The following is a 15128-nucleotide window of genomic DNA, read 5'->3' on the forward strand; positions in this document are numbered from 1 at the left end:
GTGCGCGACGTATTACAGGTGTTGCATCATATTAACAGGAAACGAAGTAACCAGGGGAAAAAAGAGGTCGACTCGTGTGCCAGATGGATCTGAATTGATTTTTATTGTGGCACCGAGTCTATCCATAATTCGTTTAACCAGTGTTAATCCGATACCCGATCCCTGATGATTCAGGGCATTATCTGCCCGGTTGAACATGTCAAAAACCGCATTTATTTGTCGGTCGGGAATCCCAATACCATTGTCCGTGATGTAATAGTGTATATGATCCTCTTTTAGTGCGCTAGTAATAAAGATTTGAGGATTTGCTTTGGAGGAAGAATACTTCAAAGCATTACTGATAATATTCATGAATATTTGATAGAGCGCACTCTTTTCACCCCAGATGGGGTATAATTTTCCGTATTTAATTTGACAATGTTGCGCTTGATGCAGAATAATGGATTCCTGAACAATCCGACGGATGTAGTAGTTCATCGGTATCGGGTCTTTGGTGAACGTCTTAATTTTATTTTGACTTAGAAAGACGATGTTGTTTACAATATCTGAAATATTGTCAATGCTATTTAGCAGATTCTTGTGCCATTGATGAAGTTTTTCGGCTTGTAATGTGTGTGCTTTGTCCGTTAAGTAATATAAACCACTATGAAGCACCGATAATGGGTTTTTGAGATCATGAGATAATGTAAAGGTGAGCATCTCTAGCTCATTGTTGGCTGTCTCTAGTTCTTCGGTAATTCGTTCTTTTTCTTTGACTTTCTGTATAATGGATGTGTTGATCGCTTCCCGCAAAGTGTAGACAAAGTTTAGATCCTTATCGTCCCACGGTACAGCTGTGTCATGTATGTTTTCCTCCGAAAAATGCAATGTTGTTGACGCGCCAGCATCTCGATTTTGCTTTTTATTGGGACGAGGATATACCTGCGTTAGTTGAATTTGCTTTTCCTCTCGAAACCAGAGGATGTAGTAGCTACCTTCTTCATCCAATCTGTAGGATAAGATTCCAGCGAACGGAAGCTTACTTTTAAAGTGCTGACGATGGTTGAGTCGAAAATTATGATCTTTGAAAATAGCTTTTCGGGTGTGCCTGCCCAGATAATTCACTAAAGCGTGTAGAGTTTGCCTGTTGGGTGTGTGTCCATGTAGGTACAATTCTCCTTCATTGTAGATTGCAACCCCATCGGCGGTGGTCATTTCACGCAGGATATCCAAACTTTGTATCATCGCACAATTGACAGTTTTGTTTTGGTATAAGCGTTCTTTGAGTATATCCTCAACCTGTTTAAGGTGGGTGTTTTCTGCGAGGATACGCTGCCCTAAGCTGCTTTCATATTTACTGGATGCATTTTGTACGAAGAAAGCGCAGAGTTTTCTGTTTTGTAGATCAAGCGGCTTTTCTTGGGTGTTATGACCAATGATCATTCCCCAAAATTCGCCATTGATAATAATCGGGAAAAAGATAACAGATACAATGCCATGCGACAATAAATGTTGCTCATGAAGAAAAGGCATCGCCGCCAGTTGCGTTGTATGCATATCAAAGTCCGTATCGTGAATGTATAGTTCCTGCTCCCGTTTGCGGAGATTCGGAATATAGCGATACGCTGCACGATTGTAATAGGAAAGAAGATCAGGCGGCAGGAATGTTTCGGCAAATTCTTTGTGCATCGAGAAGGCGGGCGCTCCTGGCTTATCTTCCGCAATTACACGGGCCTGTCCTGTTTCGAATATCCGGATAGTAAATACGCGATCATACTTTAAGAAACTGTTGACTGCCTTACAGATCATGTTCCAATTATTTGGATAACTGCGTTCGAGCAAGAACCCCAGCTCATTGAGCTTGGAAGCGGATACATATTTTTTTAATTGAGGTTCCCATTCCAGATAAATCATTTCACCTTGCCTATGGCATTTAAAGTAATAGTTCCGACCGCCATAGCGAAGTGATATAACTTGCAAAGGGAGATCACGCAAGACGACCGATTTCACGAGTTTAGTGAGTTTACCGTCGATAGAAGGAAAAGCTTCGTGAAAAAATGTTTGCATAGAAATCCCTATGAAGGTCGTCGTATTATAGGCTGTCAGATGCAGCGCCTGTGCGCTTATCCCTACAATATGATATTGTAAATCAAGAAGGATAAGACCCCCAAATTCTTGAAGGAAAAGAGGAGAGACACAAGCAGATTCATTTTTTTTCATAGGAATGGTTTTCTGTAGCTGACATAAATTCTAACGATAGTTATTTAAAAAAATTGTAATTTTTATTGTTTGATTCGAAATGTTGCCTGTTGTAATGTGTTATTTCTTCTATGTTTTAGCCCTCTATTTCTCTCGTTTTGGCGTTAAATAGAGGTTTTTGTGTATAGACAATTAAACCCGTAAATTGCACGTTATACTAACACGTATAAACCGCAACTTAAAATATAAATCAAGTATTTATTGCCTTTAAAAAGGTCTAGTTTTTGAGGTATTTTATCCTCAAGAAAGGTAGTGCATGATTGATTATAATCTTCTGGCGTCGGTAAATATATAGATAAAAAAGTATGATAAAGATAATTTTAGCAGATGACCATTTGTTGGTTCGAAATGGGATAAAGATGTTACTCGATACCGATGAAAATATTGAAGTAATTGCAGAGCTTGACAATGGGCGCGAAGTGGTTGATTTGTTAAAGGGTGGGGTCGATTGTGATATGATTATTAGTGACATCAGTATGCCAGAAATGGATGGGATGGAACTCGCTGATCGACTGCGTTCCGATTATCCCTTGATTAAGCTTGTATTGCTTTCTATGCTGAACGATCAAGCCCACTTGCTCCAAGCGTTCGAAAAAGGGGCAAGTGGATATCTGGTTAAAAATATAGATTATGAGGAACTTCTTTTTGCGGTGAAGCATGTACATAAAGGTGGGCGGTATCTTTGTGATGAACTGTCCCAACTTCTCATTACCTACTTACGCGAGCAACCACAATATGGATTAGATAACACACGAGCCCTCGATCAAATAGAAATAAGCGATCGAGAGCTCGAGGTTTTGCATTTAATTGGCGAAGGTTTTACCAATCAAGAGATTGCTGATCAACTGTTTTTAAGTAAACGAACCGTCGAAGGACATCGTCAAAATCTGATCGATAAAACAGGTGCAAAAAATTCAGCCTCTTTGATAAAGTACGCCGCAATGCGAGGGCTGATCAATTGATGTTTTTTAGTGCGGTATTGCCCGAATAAATTCATCAACAATAGACTCGGGAGTGGCCCAGGAGGTTACGATACGTACTGCCGTTTTATCCCTGTCTACCTTTGCCCATTCTAAGAATGAATAATTCGTTCTTAGCGTTTCACTAACCCGATTGGGAAGAATGGGAAATACTTGGTTGGTCGTGGACTCGAGTAAGAATTCGTAACCTTTTTCTTTAAAAGCGTGACGAATCTTCATCGCCATTTTATTTGCATGATCTGCTAGCTCATAATATAAATTATCGGTGAACAATTCCAAGAATTGTATCCCCAACAGTCGTCCTTTAGCTTGCAAAGCTCCTTTTTGTTTTAATAGGTAATCAAATTCCGGATAGGTTTCAGGGTCATTGAAGATAAGGGCCTCCCCAAGGAGGGCTCCATTTTTTGTGCCACCAATATAAAAGGCATCTGTTAGTCGACTCATATCTTGTAGCGTCAAATCATTATCCGTTGCCATCAGCGCATTCCCCATCCGTGCACCATCCATATACAAAAGCAGATTGTTTTCTTTACAGCAGGCAGCGAGTGCAATCAATTCTTCTTTATAGTAAATGGAACCGATTTCGGTCGCGTTGGTAATGTAAACCAATCGGGGTTTTACGACATGCGGTCGTAGCGTATGTGCGTGACAAATTTTGATTATGTCTTCAGGTCTGATTTTTCCATCTGTTGTTTCGACCGGAATAATACGGTTTCCGAGGCTTTCAATGGCTCCCGTTTCATGTACTTGAATATGCCCCGATTTGGCACTGATAACCGCTTCATGTGACTTCAGGAGACAGGATATCGCAAGCTGGTTGGTCAGTGTTCCTGTGGCAATAAAATAGATCGATGCGTGTGGATTGCCAATCTCTTTTCGGATGGCTTTTTTGGCTGCTATAGAATACTGGTCTTCGCCATAGCCCGTCTGCTGTTCGAAATTGGTGTCTAGCATCTTTTGAAGGATCGCTGGATGCGCACCTTCCGCATAGTCGTTGGTGAAAATGTACATTCTTTTTTTTATAAACTTAGATAATTTTCTGGGATAACACCAATTCGTTTCGCAGGAAATATAAAAATGTATGCCGCTAAAATGTATTTCAGATGCGAAAAATGTACGATTTTAAGTATCTTGTGAACCTACGATACGAATGGATTTATATGGACTATCAGATACAGTATAAAAAATATGAAGAAGGAGATTTTGATACTTTCTTTGAATTAGTACAGCGAGATGAGGTAATGAAATACGTAACCGGAAAAGGTTTGACAGAAGCGGAAGCGCGTGCTAAATTTGATTCAGATCTACTCGTGAATAAGGGACACCCATCGCTAGGTTATTTTTTGGTTATCGATGGAAACACGGGTGCGGTTATGGGCGATGCGAAGTTGGAGTTTAACAAGAGGGATCCGCAATATTTTGAAGTTGGTTATCTACTGAAAGAAGCATATTGGGGACAAGGTCTCGGAACGAAGGTCTGCGCAGCGATGCTGGAGTTAGCCGCCCAGATAGACCCCACGCGCGATATTATCGGTATTATCGACCCGGAGAATGGTGCGTCCAAAAGATTGCTCGAAAAATTCGGCTTTACGAGCTATTTTATCGGGATAGAGGATGATTTGCCAACAGAAAAATTGATACTGAAGAAGTAGGGGGTAGTTAGTAGAGGATAGTTAGTAGTAGGTAGTTGTAGGAGCTGGGCATGGCCCCGGCCAAGGAGCGAGCAGGAAGTAGTTGGTTTGAGGTGTAAAATATTAGAGAATTAGGATATAATGGGATATAAAAGTTTAGAGGAGTGTGTGGTTGATCTGGAAAGACACGGACACCTTATTCGCATCAAAGAGGAAGTTGACCCCTATCTGGAGATGGCAGCCATACACATGCGTGTCTTTGACGTCGAAGGACCTGCTTTATATTTTGAAAATATTAAAGGAAGTAAGTTTCCAGCCGTGTCAAACTTGTTCGGAACATTAGATCGCTCTAAATTTATGTTTCGTGATACGCTGGAGCACGTGAAGAAACTAACGGATGTAAAGATGGATCCTTCACGTGTTTTAAAAAAACCATTCGATTATATCGGATCATCGATGGTCGCTTTAGGGGCACTACCTTGGAAGAAGAAGTCGGGAGCACCGATTTTACATGGAAGAACGACGATTTCGGAACTACCACAGATTGTAAATTGGCCGATGGATGGAGGGGCCTTCGTGACGATGCCGCAGGTATACACAGAAGATGTGACCAAGCCTGGTATTATGCAGGCCAACTTAGGTATGTATCGGATTCAATTGTCCGGTAACGAATATATCCCCGATCAAGAGATTGGTCTACATTATCAGCTGCATCGCGGTATAGGGGTGCATCAAACGAAGGCAAACGCGCTTGGACGCCCTTTAAAGGTAAGTATATTTGTTGGTGGGCCTCCATCGCATCCGTTATCAGCGGTCATGCCACTGCCCGAAGGGTTATCTGAAATGATTTTTGCGGGTGCACTTGGAAATAGAAGGTTTCGATATTTTTATGACGAGGAAGGTTTCTGTTTGTCCGCAGATGCGGACTTTGTGATTACAGGTACCGTGTATCCCAACGAGAACAAACCCGAAGGACCTTTTGGAGATCATATTGGTTATTATAGTTTAACACACCCTTTTCCATTGATGAAGGTACATCGGGTGTACCACAAGAAGAATCCAATATGGTCATTTACTGTGGTAGGAAGGCCACCGCAGGAAGATACGAGCTTTGGTGCGTTGATCCATGAAATTACGGGAAATGCAATTCCCCAGCAGATTAATGGCCTCCATGCGGTTCATGCTGTCGATCCAGCAGGGGTACATCCTTTGCTTTTCGCCATTGGAAGTGAGCGTTATACACCGTATCAGGAGGTTGAAAGACCGCAAGAGCTGCTCACCATTGCCAATCAGGTGCTTGGTACAAATCAATTAAGTCTAGCAAAGTATCTCTTTATTGCGGCACATGAGGATAATCCACAACTTGATATTCATGATATATCAAGTTTTATGATGCATATTCTCGAACGAATCGACTTTAGTCGAGATGTACATTTTTTAACCAATACGACCATTGACACCTTGGATTATTCCGGAGATGGTCTCAATGCTGGTTCTAAAGTAACTTTTGCCGCTGTAGGGAATAAAAAAAGAACATTAGCACAAGAGGTACCCGTGGATTTACGTATTCCGCGACCTTTTGATCAAGGGAAGATGGCCATGCCGGGAGTCTTGGTTTTGGATGGACGTGCCTTTATCTCGTATGACGATGAAGTTGCTTTCTTGGACAAGTGGTGTGCAGAAGCTAAAAATCAGGATTGGACAGGTATCCAATTGATCATTTTAGCGGATGATGCTGGTTTTACGGCAGCGAATCTTAACAATATGGTCTGGGTTACTTTTACGCGTAGCAACCCGGCATATGATATTTATGGAATTGATAGTTTTACGGCATTTAAACACTGGGGCTGCCATGGGCCTTTGATTATTGATGCGCGGACCAAACCGCACCATGCACCCGCGTTGATTAAGGATGAGTCGGTGGAACGAAGAGTGGACCAGCTGGCGGTCAAAGGAGGCTCCCTACACGGTATTTTATAATGTACCATGATCCGAAGGATAGAAGCCTTCACGAGCATCATCTGCTTGTGAAGGCTTTTTTAATTTACAATGATTCTGTCCTTTTAATGTTAAATTACTAATGATTCATTGTTTAATTTGTGTTATTTTCAATAAAAAATAAAAAACATTATGATTTTAATTTTATTATTCATTTATTTGTGTCATTATTTGAACAAAACATATAGAACATTAGTAAAATTTTAATTATGTGTGGAATTGTTGGTGCTTTTGAATTAAAGCCATCCTCTTTAGAAAAGCTTAGGCCGCAGGTCTTAGAAATGTCAAAGCGTATTCGTCATCGTGGGCCAGATTGGTCCGGCATCTATACGCATGAGCGCGCTATCTTGGCACATGAACGATTGGCTATCGTCGACCCAAAATCGGGTAGTCAGCCATTGTTCAGTCCAGATGGAGCTGTTGTGTTGGCGGTGAATGGTGAAATTTATAACCATCAAGAGTTGCGCAATTCCTTGCCTGATTATAATTTTTCGACCCAATCGGATTCTGAAGTTGTTTTGGCCTTGTATCTAGCACACGGACCTAAGTTTATTGAGCAACTGAACGGTATTTTTGGTTTCGTTATTTATGATAGTCGAAATGATTCATTTCTTGTTGCCCGAGACCATATGGGGATTATTCCGTTGTATTATGGGAAGGATGTTGATGGACAGGTTTTTGTGGCTTCCGAGCTAAAATCTTTGGAGGGGTTTTGTGAAGAAATAGAACAGTTTCCTCCAGGTAGTTATTGGTATAGTAAGGAAAGCGATGTGCCAGTGCGCTGGTATACGCGAGAGTGGGAATCGTATGATACCGTTAAAGGAGTGGAGACTGATATGCAGAAGCTTCGTCAAGCATTAGAGGATGCGGTTCAGCGGCAGCTGATGTCGGATGTTCCTTATGGTGTATTGCTATCTGGCGGATTGGATTCGTCGGTGATTGCGGCGATCACAAAGAAATTCGCTGCTAAACGTATTGAGACCGGAGGTAAGGAAGATGCGTGGTACCCGCAGTTGCACTCTTTTGCTGTGGGATTAAAAGGAGCTCCGGATTTGATTGCGGCACAAAAAGCGGCGGACCATATTGGTACGATACACCATGAGATAAACTTTACGATTCAAGAAGGTTTAGATGCTATTCGTGATGTGATCTATCATTTGGAAACCTATGATGTAACGACCGTGCGGGCATCGACACCGATGTACCTCTTGGCACGCGTTATTAAATCGATGGGAATTAAGATGGTATTATCTGGCGAGGGTTCGGACGAGCTGTTTGGTGGGTATCTTTACTTTCATAAGGCACCTAATGCAAAGGAGTTTCACGAGGAAACCGTTCGAAAATTGAAAAAACTATACTTATATGATTGCTTGCGTGCTAATAAATCGTTGGCTGCATGGGGTGTTGAGGGGCGGGTTCCGTTCTTGGACAAAGAGTTTATGGATGTAGCGATGACGTTGAACCCCGATGATAAAATGATTCGAGAAGGTCGCATGGAGAAATGGGTAGTGCGCAAGGCATTTGAGGACTATTTACCAGAAAGCATCGCATGGCGCCAGAAAGAGCAATTTTCGGATGGCGTGGGGTACAGTTGGATTGATACCTTGAAGGAGCAAGCGGAGCAGCAAGTGAGCGATGTTGTGTTTGAAACAGCAGCGTCTCGTTTTCCGATCAACACACCGAAAAATAAAGAGGAATTTTTGTATCGTACTATTTTTGAATCGCACTTTCCTTCCGAGGCTGCAGCAAAGACCGTTCCTTCGGTGAAGTCTGTTGCTTGTAGTACGCCTGAAGCCTTAGCTTGGGATGCTTCCTTTCAGCATCTGAATGATCCGTCAGGCCGCGCAGTAGCGGCTGTGCATAACGATGGTTACGCTAAAACATCCGTAGGGGTGTAACAAAAAAAAGCCTTCTTTTTCCGGTTATCCTGGTCTGTCTAAGGATAAAGAGGAAAAAGAAGGCTTTTAGATATTCTCTTCTGTTGTTTTACTTTTTCAAGTGAATATCAAAGTATTTCGCTATTTTCTCATACATATGTACGCGATCTTTACCAGAAACATTGTGTTCGTGGGTTGGGTACAGGAAGTAATCTACCTGCTTACCCGCTTTGATACAAGCTTCAACGAATTCCATGCTGTGCTGTTGTACTACAACAGGGTCTTGTGCACCATGTATAATCAAAAGATTACCTTTTAATTTATCTGCTTTATTGAGTAAGGAGGTTTGGTTGTATCCTTCAGGATTCTCTTGCGGGGTGTCCATGTAGCGCTCGCCGTACATGATCTCATAATATTTCCAGTCCATTACAGGGCCTCCAGCAACGGCTGTATGAAACACTTCAGGGTGATGTGTCATGAAGGAAGTGGTCATAAAACCACCAAAACTCCACCCGAAAATACCCATACGTGTTTGGTCTACAAAAGGTTTGGTTTTTAAGAACGCAATACCTTGCATCTGATCGGCCATCTCCGCTTGTCCGAGGTGACGGTGCGTGACACGGGTAAAATCTCTTCCACGGGCATCGGACCCACGGTTATCTAGGGTGAAAACAATATAACCTTGTTGCGCCATATAGAGATCAAAGTAGCCTGCGCCGTATAACCATTTGTTTTGTACAAGCTGCGCATGTGATCCGCCATATAGATAAACCATAACGGGATATTTCTTGCTTGGATCAAAGTTATTTGGATAAATTATACGACCGTTAAGAGCAGTGGTGCCATCCGGGGATGTCAACGATACCGCTTCAATCCTTGGAAGGTCAATCTTGCCTATAAATGGATTTTCGGCCGTTACCATGTTCACTTTGGTTTTGTTGCCAACCGTGGTTAAGTCGACCTTGTTCGGCGTGGTGATATTGCTGTACTGATCAAAGAGATACTTTCCGGAGCTGCTTAATGACGCGGTATGGAATCCCGATTCACTTGTTAGCTGCGTTGTTTTCCCGGATGGGATCTGTACTTCAAAAAGCTGACGATCTAGACCTTTATTGGTGATGCCGGTGTAAACTAAACGATCTCCTTTTGTATTGAACTCATGTATCTTGTCAACGATAACATCCTCGAACCCTAACTGTTTTACCAACTTACCTTCTGTTGTGTAAAGAAATAGTTGGTTAAAACCATCTTTGTCCGTTTGGTACAAGAACTGCTTCGGGTTGTTCGGTAAAAAGGTTAGCGCATGTTGCGGCTCTACCCAGGTATTGGATTTTTCTTCAAATAAAGTTTGAACAAAATCACCTGTTGTCGCTTGATATTTGTTTAATTTTAAGTGATTCTGCTCGCGGTTTAAGACACCGACATAAATGTACTCACCTGACGGGTCCCAGGTGCAGATAGTGAGGTACTGCTCTTTAGGCTCACCGGTTTTAAGGGTTGTCTTTTGTCCGGTTTTACTATCGTACACAACAAGCGTTACTTCTTCACTTTTCATCCCCGACATGGGGTATCGAATGTCTTTTACAGTGGCTACACGCTCGTTCCATTGAATAAGTGGGTAATTGGATACCATTGTTTCATCCTTGCGGTAATAGAGAAGCTTATCATTTTTTGGACTCCACCACATTCCTTTTTTTATGCCGAATTCTTGGCGATGCGTATAGTCGCTTCCGTTTACGATACCTTTATTACTATCGTTAGTTACTGTCGTTTTTTTGCCATTGTTGTCGATTATAACAATGTTGTTCTCAATTAAATAGGCTGTTTGTGTTAAATCAGCGTTGTACTCGATGTTGTTCGCATCGGTAGGCGTGCTTGCTAAAAGTGTTGCCTGTTTACTTGCTGTATTGTAGTTTATAACATGTTTGCCGCTTGCGTTTTGTACGGCAAATTGAAGTGTATTGCTGTCTTTCCACTGGTAATCATAAGGGAACATAGCTAGTTTAGCGCCTTCTTTGCTTGGTAGAATCGTTGGTAGGATCTCCATTATTCGAGCCGCATTGATGGCTTCCCTTTCTGTCCAGTTGGATTTTGCGTCGCGTACCATAAGACGTTGGTAGGTGTCGTCCAGGTAGGTGAAAGCATCTTGTCCCGGAATCCATTGTTGAGCCATAATTGCTTTGGGAGCGTACTGGCGCGGGCCAAAAACCGTTTCGTTAATGTTGAAGTTGCGTTGGCCGTAGGCGAACGAAGAACCGAACAAAAACAGTACGAGTAGTTTCTTCATTTTTCTTGTTTTTAAAGAGTGCTAAATTAGAAAAATGTAAGCTAAACTAAAACCTCGTTCTGTTTTCGTTTATGATAAAGTTACAAAGGTCGGATCCAGATATTGCGAAAACTAACGAGGTCGCCATGGTCTTGTAGAACGATGGGGCCAGCGCCGTGTGCATTTATTTTCGGAAGCCCAATATATTCGGTTGTACCTTCGATCTGTGTGTTGTTTTGTACGAGTACACCGTTATGTAAAATAGTGACGCGTCCTTTGCTAAGTAGAATGCCGTCTTTATTGAATCGTGGGGCCGTGTATATGATATCATAGGTGTGCCAGCGATCTGCATTTGCCTGTACCTCTGCTAAAGGCGGTTGTTGTTTGTAGATGCTTCCTGCCTGACCGTTTACGTAGGTGGGGTTGTTCTGGTTGTCCAGGACTTGAATTTCATACAATCCTTGCAGGAAGACGCCGCTGTTGCCTCGTCCTTGACCATTGCCTTTGACGATCTCCGGACTCCGCCATTCGAGGTGAAGTTGGAAATCTTCGAATGTTTGTTTGGTCTTTATGTTACCACTTTTGGGTTTTACCGTCAAGATGTTATTGTTGATGGTCCAATCTGCTTTTCCACCAGATTTTCCATCGCTCTCCCATTGATCGAGATTTGTGCCGTTAAAAAGTGAAATAGCATCACTCGGAACATGGTTTACTAGCGTCACGACTGGTGGTTTAGGGCTGTAAAATTCGGTGTCCTGTGGTTGGAATTTTGTTTGGGCTGTCGTAGCGAGGCTGATGATGCAGCCTGCTAGAGGTAGAATAAAAAAACGCTTTCTCATGCGGATGTGCTATAGGTTTGTGCAATATTAAACAAATAATTCCAAGTTTTTTCTATGTTTGTTGCATGGGGACAACAACACAGGAAGTGGCACTACGCGATATGCGTTTCTTTTCGCCAATCGGTTTTTATGAGGAAGAACAACTGCTAGGGAACGAGTTTTTTGTCGATCTCATTGTTTCTTTTCCCTTTACGATGGTAGACAAGGAGGATTTGGGGCATACCTTAAATTATGAAGAACTCTTCGCGCTTCTAACGGCGGTTATGCGCACCAAGCGTAAGCTTTTAGAGTCTGCGGCTGCAGAAATTTTGGAAGGAGTATGCTCGCGTTTCCCTTTTGTCGAGCAGGTGCGAGTTGTCGTGCGCAAGACGACGCCTCCTTTTGGCTGGGATACATTAAACTCAGAGGTGACGCTTTGCTATAAAAAATAAAGAAAAATGACTTTTTGTCATTGTGTTTGTATGGTGTGATGACAAAAAGTCATTTAATTATGGCCGTATATCCTTCGGTAAGGCATTTGATAACCTATTGATGTAATACAATAGAAATAATTAGCTAAAAAAACAGGAGGATATAAAAATGGCATTATTAAAGTTTCCAGCAAAGTCAATTCATTCCGGTTCTATGAACCCGTACGTGAACAGTATTTTTGATAATTTTTTCGACGATTCTTTTGTTGCGGATCGTTTGACGACCCGTGTTCCAGCAATTAATATCTCGGAAACCGATGTGGCTTTCAAGATTGAAATGGCGGCTCCAGGTTTGCAAAAATCAGATTTTGCAATTAACGTAGATAAAGATTTGATTACTGTTTCTGTAGAGAAGAAAGAAGAAGAAGTGAAAGAAGAAAAACTTTACAGTAAAAAGGAATTCAGTTACACTTCGTTTACCCGTTCTTTCGCGTTGCCAGAATCGGTAGATTATAACAATATCGATGCGGCCTATACGGATGGTATCTTAACGATAACGGTAGGGAAGAAAGAAGAGGCGCAAATAGCGAAGCGTTTGTTAGAAGTGAAATAAATAGTTGTAAGTGTTTAGGTTTTAAGGTGAGACAGTCTCCACGCTTTTGTGGGGGCTGTTTTTTTTATTCCTAAAATTAATGTGAACGCTTCTTTTTATTCTAACAGAAAGGAAAATTCCTCGTGGATTGTTTACCTTGCAACAATAAATTATAGAAGTAGTCTGATGAAAAAACACTTTTTTTGCCTCTTGTTGTTGTCCCTTTTTGTAGGAGGTGTCCTTGGACAAGATCGTATGTTTGTTGTAAAGTTTATTCAAGAGGGGAAAGTGATTTCTGTGGACCGAACGGGGGAAATCACTTTGCGTAAACAACCTTTTCAAATACAAATAGAACACATTATCGATGAAGGTGTGTTGGTTGGCGCAACATTGGACGACGATCTATATCGTTCGGCGATAGGGGAAGCTGATCTAGAAGTGTCGTGGTACGAAAATACAGGGATGGCTGATGCGTTATTTAATGATGATAAAGCAGTAATGGTATCGAATGATGCACCCAATTATTGGTTTTATTCATCTGCAGAAGAACATCGCTTTGATCGGGATCCACGAGAGAGTCGGGGACGCTACGTCGGTAAGCGAACCATTGCCAATATTGCTCTTTTAGATCCGTACAGGAAGATTCCGATCCAGCAAATAAAGAAAGATTTATATTTTGTTTTTTATGAATCTACCTACGATATGACGAAAGATGAGTTTAATCGCGGGGAGCCTCTTGGGGTTCATATTCGTTGGAAGTAATTGATTTATGGAAGCCTGCAGATGAATAATCGCAGGTTTTTTTTATTTTTTTTATTGAATTTAGAGTTAAATTTTTTAGTTTTGCTCCGCTATGAAGTTGCGCTCCATATATACCAGCCAAAGACAACGTGACAGATTTGTTGCGTAGCTACTATATAGATTTAATTTTATATAGGTAGTAGTCTCTTCAACAAACGGTCTCTAGTTTGTTGAATAATTCATTTTATTATTTTTATTGATTGATAAAACCTGTGTTTACAGTGTTTTAAACTAATGCTTTTTTTTATGCAAGATTCGTGGAAAAAGAAATTTCTATTTATATGGGTGGGGCAATTTATTTCCCTAATCAGTAGCTCTGCCGTAAACTTTGCCATCATAATATGGTTAAGTATAGAGCACGGTTCAGCGGAGGTGTTGGCATACGGCGCGATAGCGGGTATGCTACCGGCGGCATTGATCGGACCTTTTGCCGGCGTTTTTATCGATCGATGGGATCGAAAGAAAACGATGATGCTTGCTGATGGGTTTGTGGCACTCTGTACCTTGGTCATGTCAGTAAGCTTCTATTACGGTAATGAGAGCTTGCTTTTAATTTATGTTATGCTTGGCTTGCGGTCGGTAGGATCGGCGTTTCACATGCCAGCGATGCAGGCCGCAGTGCCAATGATCGCGCCTGAAAGTGAACTTTTGCGCATTGCGGGTGTAAATCAGATGATTCAGTCGATATCAGCTATCGCGGGGCCGGCTTTGGGGGCTTTGGCCATCTCGTTAATGTCAATTGGAAATGTGTTGTTATTGGATATTGGAGGTGCCATAATAGCTATTATCTCCCTGTTGTTTGTGTTTATACCGAATCCAGAAGGTGATGAAAAAGCAAAGACCAGTTTTAAACAGGTTACGGATGACCTGATGGTTGGTTTTCGAGAGATTTTGAACAATAGGGGATTAAGTTGGTTGTTCTTTTTTTCTACCATAGCGACATTCTGTTTGATGCCTGTTGCTGTCTTGTTTCCGTTGCTTACACTCAACCATTTTGGTGGAGGCAAGTGGGAGATGAGTGTCATAGAAATCGCCTGGGGAGTAGGCATGTTATTAGGGGGGAGTGTTCTTGGTTTTTTTAAACCAACGATTTCTAAAGCATTTATGATTAACTTAACGATAGTTTTATTGGGCTTGAGTTTAGCACTTTCAGGCTACTTGTCTGCTTCGATGTTTTATCTATTTACAGGTCTGACTATTCTGGGTGGAATTGCGGCTTCTGTTTATAACGCTAGTTTCGTCACGCTGCTACAGGAAGAGGTTCGGCCCGAGGTTATGGGGCGTGTTTTCTCCATGTATTACAGTATTGCGGTTATTCCTACAATTTTCGGTTTATTGGGAACAGGTTGGGCTGCGGATTTAGTTGGAGTGAATAATGTCTTTATTATCTTAGGCTGTGCTATTATTTTGGCAGGTGTTTTCTCTTTGTTAAATAAGCATGTGATGCGCCTGGGGGTGAAGAAAGTTTAATAACAACAAAAAAGGTCTTGCATATG

General features: G+C 41.7%; 12 protein-coding genes. 8 read left to right on the forward strand and 4 right to left on the reverse strand.

What is annotated here, in order from left to right; all coding sequences use genetic code 11:
- Positions 1–12 precede the first annotated feature (12 nt).
- On the reverse strand, positions 13–2199 hold the full coding sequence (locus B9Y69_RS09045) for a GAF domain-containing sensor histidine kinase (protein WP_085472631.1): 2187 nt from the start codon (positions 2197–2199) through the stop codon (positions 13–15).
- A 344-nt stretch (positions 2200–2543) separates the two neighbouring features.
- Here B9Y69_RS09045 and B9Y69_RS09050 point away from each other — a divergent pair, with 344 nt between their 5' ends.
- Positions 2544–3200 (forward strand): response regulator transcription factor, encoded by a 657-nt coding sequence (locus B9Y69_RS09050; RefSeq protein ID WP_085472632.1) that lies wholly within the window; start codon positions 2544–2546, stop codon positions 3198–3200.
- Positions 3201–3206: 6 nt separating this feature from the next.
- On the opposite strand, the gene B9Y69_RS09055 is transcribed toward B9Y69_RS09050, so the two are convergent.
- A complete protein-coding gene (locus tag B9Y69_RS09055) occupies positions 3207–4229 on the reverse strand; it encodes a threonine aldolase family protein (RefSeq protein WP_085472633.1) in 1023 nt (340 codons plus the stop codon).
- A gap of 92 nt (positions 4230–4321) precedes the next feature.
- Here B9Y69_RS09055 and B9Y69_RS09060 point away from each other — a divergent pair, with 92 nt between their 5' ends.
- The 3 genes from B9Y69_RS09060 to asnB all read left to right on the forward strand — a co-directional run bounded on the left by B9Y69_RS09060 (position 4322) and on the right by asnB (position 8745).
- Positions 4322–4870 carry a GNAT family N-acetyltransferase gene (locus tag B9Y69_RS09060; RefSeq protein ID WP_200811772.1) on the forward strand — a complete coding sequence of 183 codons (549 nt, stop codon included), beginning with the start codon at positions 4322–4324 and terminating at the stop codon, positions 4868–4870.
- A 120-nt stretch (positions 4871–4990) separates the two neighbouring features.
- A complete protein-coding gene (locus B9Y69_RS09065; RefSeq protein ID WP_085472634.1) occupies positions 4991–6829 on the forward strand; it encodes a UbiD family decarboxylase in 1839 nt (612 codons plus the stop codon).
- Positions 6830–7056: 227 nt separating this feature from the next.
- Entirely contained in the window at positions 7057–8745 is a 1689-nt protein-coding gene (gene asnB / locus B9Y69_RS09070) for an asparagine synthase B (protein ID WP_085472635.1), read from the forward strand.
- A gap of 88 nt (positions 8746–8833) precedes the next feature.
- Here the strand turns inward: asnB and B9Y69_RS09075 are convergent, their stop codons facing one another.
- Positions 8834–11011: a S9 family peptidase gene (locus B9Y69_RS09075; protein WP_085472636.1), complete on the reverse strand. Its 2178-nt coding sequence runs from the start codon at positions 11009–11011 to the stop codon at positions 8834–8836.
- 80 nt (positions 11012–11091) lie between these two features.
- On the reverse strand, positions 11092–11829 hold the full coding sequence (locus B9Y69_RS09080) for a 3-keto-disaccharide hydrolase (protein WP_085472637.1): 738 nt from the start codon (positions 11827–11829) through the stop codon (positions 11092–11094).
- Positions 11830–11894: 65 nt separating this feature from the next.
- Between B9Y69_RS09080 and folB the strand changes: the two genes are divergently transcribed.
- The 4 genes from folB (at position 11895) to B9Y69_RS09100 (ending at position 15102) form a co-directional block, all read left to right on the forward strand.
- The gene (gene folB, locus B9Y69_RS09085) at positions 11895–12260 is read left to right on the forward strand and encodes a dihydroneopterin aldolase (protein ID WP_085472638.1); all 366 of its coding nucleotides are present in this window, start codon (positions 11895–11897) and stop codon (positions 12258–12260) included.
- A 148-nt stretch (positions 12261–12408) separates the two neighbouring features.
- Positions 12409–12852, forward strand: a complete 444-nt coding sequence (locus B9Y69_RS09090; RefSeq protein ID WP_085472639.1) for an Hsp20/alpha crystallin family protein — start codon at positions 12409–12411, stop codon at positions 12850–12852.
- Between the two features lie 165 nt (positions 12853–13017).
- The gene (locus B9Y69_RS09095) at positions 13018–13593 is read left to right on the forward strand and encodes a hypothetical protein (RefSeq protein WP_085472640.1); all 576 of its coding nucleotides are present in this window, start codon (positions 13018–13020) and stop codon (positions 13591–13593) included.
- Positions 13594–13878: 285 nt separating this feature from the next.
- Entirely contained in the window at positions 13879–15102 is a 1224-nt protein-coding gene (locus tag B9Y69_RS09100; protein WP_085472641.1) for an MFS transporter, read from the forward strand.
- The last annotated feature ends 26 nt before the right edge of the window (positions 15103–15128 follow it).

The organism is Sphingobacterium psychroaquaticum (assembly GCF_900177625.1).
Classification (GTDB): Bacteria; Bacteroidota; Bacteroidia; order Sphingobacteriales; family Sphingobacteriaceae; genus Sphingobacterium; species Sphingobacterium psychroaquaticum.